The organism is Mesorhizobium sp. M7A.F.Ca.CA.004.12.1.1 (genome assembly GCF_003997835.1).
Taxonomy (GTDB): domain Bacteria; phylum Pseudomonadota; class Alphaproteobacteria; order Rhizobiales; family Rhizobiaceae; genus Mesorhizobium.
In genome coordinates, this window is sequence record NZ_RZRK01000716.1 from 1 (window position 1) to 3,114 (window position 3,114).

Here is a 3,114-nt window from a genome sequence, read left to right on the forward strand (position 1 = left end):
ACATCAGATTGACGATCGTGCCGAGCACGACGAACTGCAGCCAGACCGGAAACGCCGCCGAGGCGTCGATGAATTGCGGCAGGAACGCCATGAAGAAGATCGCTGTCTTCGGATTGAGCACCTCGACGGTGATGCTCTCGAAAAAGGCACGCCGTGCCGATTTGCGCTCGATCGCGGGCAGCGCCGCATCGCCCTCCACGCGCTTGCGAAACAGCGAGACGCCAAGCCAGATCAGATAGAGCGCGCCGACCAGCTTGACCGCCAGGTAGAGCGTCGGCACGGCATGAAACAGCACCGACAGCCCGGCAGCCGCTGCGAAAACATGCACGTAGCCGCCCAGATGAATGCCAAGTGCCGCCGTCAGGCCGGACCAGCGGCCGCGCGCCATCGTCTGCGCGGCCGCATAGAGCATGGCCGGGCCTGGAATGTAGGCGAAAATCGCCGTGGTGGCGAAAAACGCGATGAGCAGTTCGGTCGATGGCATTTTTGGTCCCTCACGATCGTGCTCTGTTCTGTCGATTCAGTCCGCGCGCGGGATGGCTTTGGACTGACCCGTGCGGACAACCGCAGTAAAAGCGAACATAATTTTCTTGTGAAATGACGGGCTGAACGCGCCGATTCGCGCACCCGGCTCGAAATAGGCCGACGCTTCCAGTATATCATGATTGTACTCATCGACCATGACCCAAAGGGGCATAGGGTCGAGGCCCGCACGGTGGCGTTCAATTTCCGGAATGCTGACGGCAACGCGATCACGGCCCGGCTGCGTGGAAGTGATTGCAAGGATGAAGAGGTTCGTACCGCCGGCTTTCCCAGGAAGGACAGCCACAAAGGCCACAGGCCGTGACTTCCGGCCTTCGGTCTCGCCGTCTCCGTGTTGACGATGCCAAAGATATGGATATCGCCAGACGTCCGCAGCGGCGGGTTTAATCACGGTCCAATTCCGCGGCGTACTCCTCGAGCATCTCGACATGTTCGGTCGGGGCATCCTCCGCAGCGTAGACGCGGCGGCTGTCGTTGCCGAAGCGCGCTTCGTAGGTCTCGATGCTCATCAGGACGTATCTCGGCTTGTTGTGGCGAGTGATGGAGACCGGCTGCTGGCTGGCAGCTGCAAGCACATCTCCAAGATTCTGTTTCAGATCGGTCGATGGATAGTTTTTCATGGGACACCCTGTTTTGTCCATAATAGACAAAACAGACAAAACAGACAAGCGCATAAAAGTGGCAGGACAGGCGCATGCGCCTGGCTTTGTCGACAGCCCGCCTAGCCTCCCCTATAAGGACCGGAATCGCAAGCAACCAGAGGCCCTTCATGATCATCGTCACGGGCGGCGCCGGCATGATCGGCTCCAACATCGTCGCCGCGCTGAATGCCGAAGGGCATGACGACATCCTGGTCGTCGACGACCTTACCGACGGTCACAAGATCGCCAATCTTGCCGATCTCAAGATCGCCGACTATCTCGACAAGAACGATTTCCTGGACCGCATGGAGGCCGGCTCGCTCGGCCGCATCGAGGCGGTGTTCCACCAGGGCGCCTGCTCGACCACCACCGAGTGGAACGGCAAATTCATGATGGAGGTGAATTACGCCTTCTCGAAACGGCTGCTGCATGCAAGCCAGGCGCTGCGCGTGCCTTTCCTTTATGCCTCCTCGGCTTCCGTCTATGGCGGCGGCTCGGAGTTTCGCGAGGATCCCGCGCTCGAGCGGCCGCTCAACGTATACGCCTATTCCAAGAAGCTGTTCGACGATTACGTCAGGCGAACCGTGTTCGCCGGGCGCACCGCCTTCGATACCGACCATTCACAGGTCGTGGGCTTGCGCTACTTCAACGTCTATGGCCCGCGCGAGGCGCATAAGGGCGCCATGGCCTCCGTCGCCTTCCATCTGTTCAACCAGGTCGAACAAGGCCAGAACCCGAAACTGTTCGGCGCCTATGACGGGTTCGGACCCGGCGAACAAAGCCGTGACTTCATCCACGTCGGCGACGTTGCCGACGTCAATCTGTGGCTGTGGAAACAGGGCTCAAGCGGCATCTTCAATTGCGGCACCGGCCGTGCCCAGCCCTTCCGCGCCATAGCCGAAACGGTGATCGACACGTTGGGGAAAGGCGAGATTGAATTCATCCCCTTTCCCGACCATCTCAAGGGCAGCTACCAGAGCTTTACGCAAGCTGATATGTCCCGTTTGCGCGCGGCCGGTTATAACGGCCAATTCCGGACAGTGGAAACCGGTGTCAGAGACTATGTCGAATGGCTGAAAGCCCAACGATCCTCGTGATCGGCCCACGCTGGGTGGGCGACATGGTGATGGCGCAGTGCCTGTTTTCGGCGCTGAAGGAGTTGCGTCCCAACGCCGCTATCGATGTGCTGGCGCCGGCCTGGGCCGCGCCGCTGGTCAAGCGCATGCCCGAGATCCGCCAGCAGATCGACTTTCCGCTCAAACCCGGCGCGCTCGAATTCACCCATCGCCGCCGCTTCGGCCGCCTGCTGCGCGGCCGCTACGACATGGCCTATATCCTGCCGGGCAGCTGGAAGTCGGCGCTGATCCCGTTCTTTGCCCGTATTCCGCGCCGTGTCGGCAATTTGCGCGAGATGCGCTATGGCCTGTTGACCGACATCGTGCCATTGCCCGACAGCATCAAACGACGCACAGCGCAGGCCTATTTCGGTCTCGCCCAGGGCGGCACTTTCCGGGCGCCGCGACTGACCGTGGACACGAAAAACCAGGTCGACCTGCTCGGCCGTTTCGGCTTGGCGCCGCAGAAATTCGTGGCCCTGATGCCCGGCGCCGAATTCGGCCCGGCCAAGCGCTGGCCCAGCGAAAGCTATGCCGGGCTTGCCCGCGATTTCATGGGCAAAGGCTTGAAGGTTGCTCTGTTTGGCTCGAAGAACGACCGCGACGTGACGGCGGAGATCGCGGCCCTGGCCCCCGGCGTCGTCGATCTCGCCGGACAGACGCGGCTGGAGGACGCCATCGATCTGATATCAGCCGCACGGCTGGCCGTGTCCAACGACAGCGGGCTGATGCATGTCGCGGCCGCCGTCGGCACGCCGATCGTCGCCGTCTATGGCTCGACCTCCCCCGAGAACACGCCGCCGCTGGGGGAACGC

5 protein-coding genes are annotated in these 3,114 nt (G+C 61.6%); 2 read left to right on the forward strand and 3 right to left on the reverse strand.

The features are described from left to right. The 3 genes from EN984_RS28270 to EN984_RS28280 all read right to left on the reverse strand — a co-directional run. The coding region (locus tag EN984_RS28270; RefSeq protein ID WP_164765702.1) for a LysE family translocator at positions 1–484 on the reverse strand (484 nt) is incomplete at its 3' end. A 36-nt stretch (positions 485–520) separates the two neighbouring features. Further along, positions 521–934 carry a hypothetical protein gene (locus EN984_RS28275; protein ID WP_236382885.1) on the reverse strand — a complete coding sequence of 138 codons (414 nt, stop codon included), beginning with the start codon at positions 932–934 and terminating at the stop codon, positions 521–523. Beyond that, entirely contained in the window at positions 927–1,163 is a 237-nt protein-coding gene (locus EN984_RS28280; protein ID WP_127269900.1) for a type II toxin-antitoxin system Phd/YefM family antitoxin, read from the reverse strand. The genes EN984_RS28275 and EN984_RS28280 overlap by 8 nt, the downstream gene beginning before the upstream one ends. Positions 1,164–1,312: 149 nt before the next feature. On the opposite strand from EN984_RS28280, the gene rfaD reads away from it, so the two are divergent. Together rfaD and waaF are read left to right on the forward strand one after the other, a co-directional pair. Then, positions 1,313–2,281 carry an ADP-glyceromanno-heptose 6-epimerase gene (gene rfaD, locus EN984_RS28285; protein WP_127269898.1) on the forward strand — a complete coding sequence of 323 codons (969 nt, stop codon included), beginning with the start codon at positions 1,313–1,315 and terminating at the stop codon, positions 2,279–2,281. After that, the coding region (waaF, locus tag EN984_RS28290) for a lipopolysaccharide heptosyltransferase II (RefSeq protein WP_127384116.1) at positions 2,254–3,114 on the forward strand (861 nt) is incomplete at its 3' end. The genes rfaD and waaF, both read left to right, overlap by 28 nt.

Bases quoted from the DNA above. Each gene is read 5' to 3' on its own strand.
- EN984_RS28280 (WP_127269900.1), bottom strand. From the start codon at position 1,163: ATGAAAAACTATCCATCGACCGATCTGAAACAGAATCTTGGAGATGTG.
- rfaD (WP_127269898.1), top strand. From the start codon at position 1,313: ATGATCATCGTCACGGGCGGCGCCGGCATGATCGGCTCCAACATCGTC.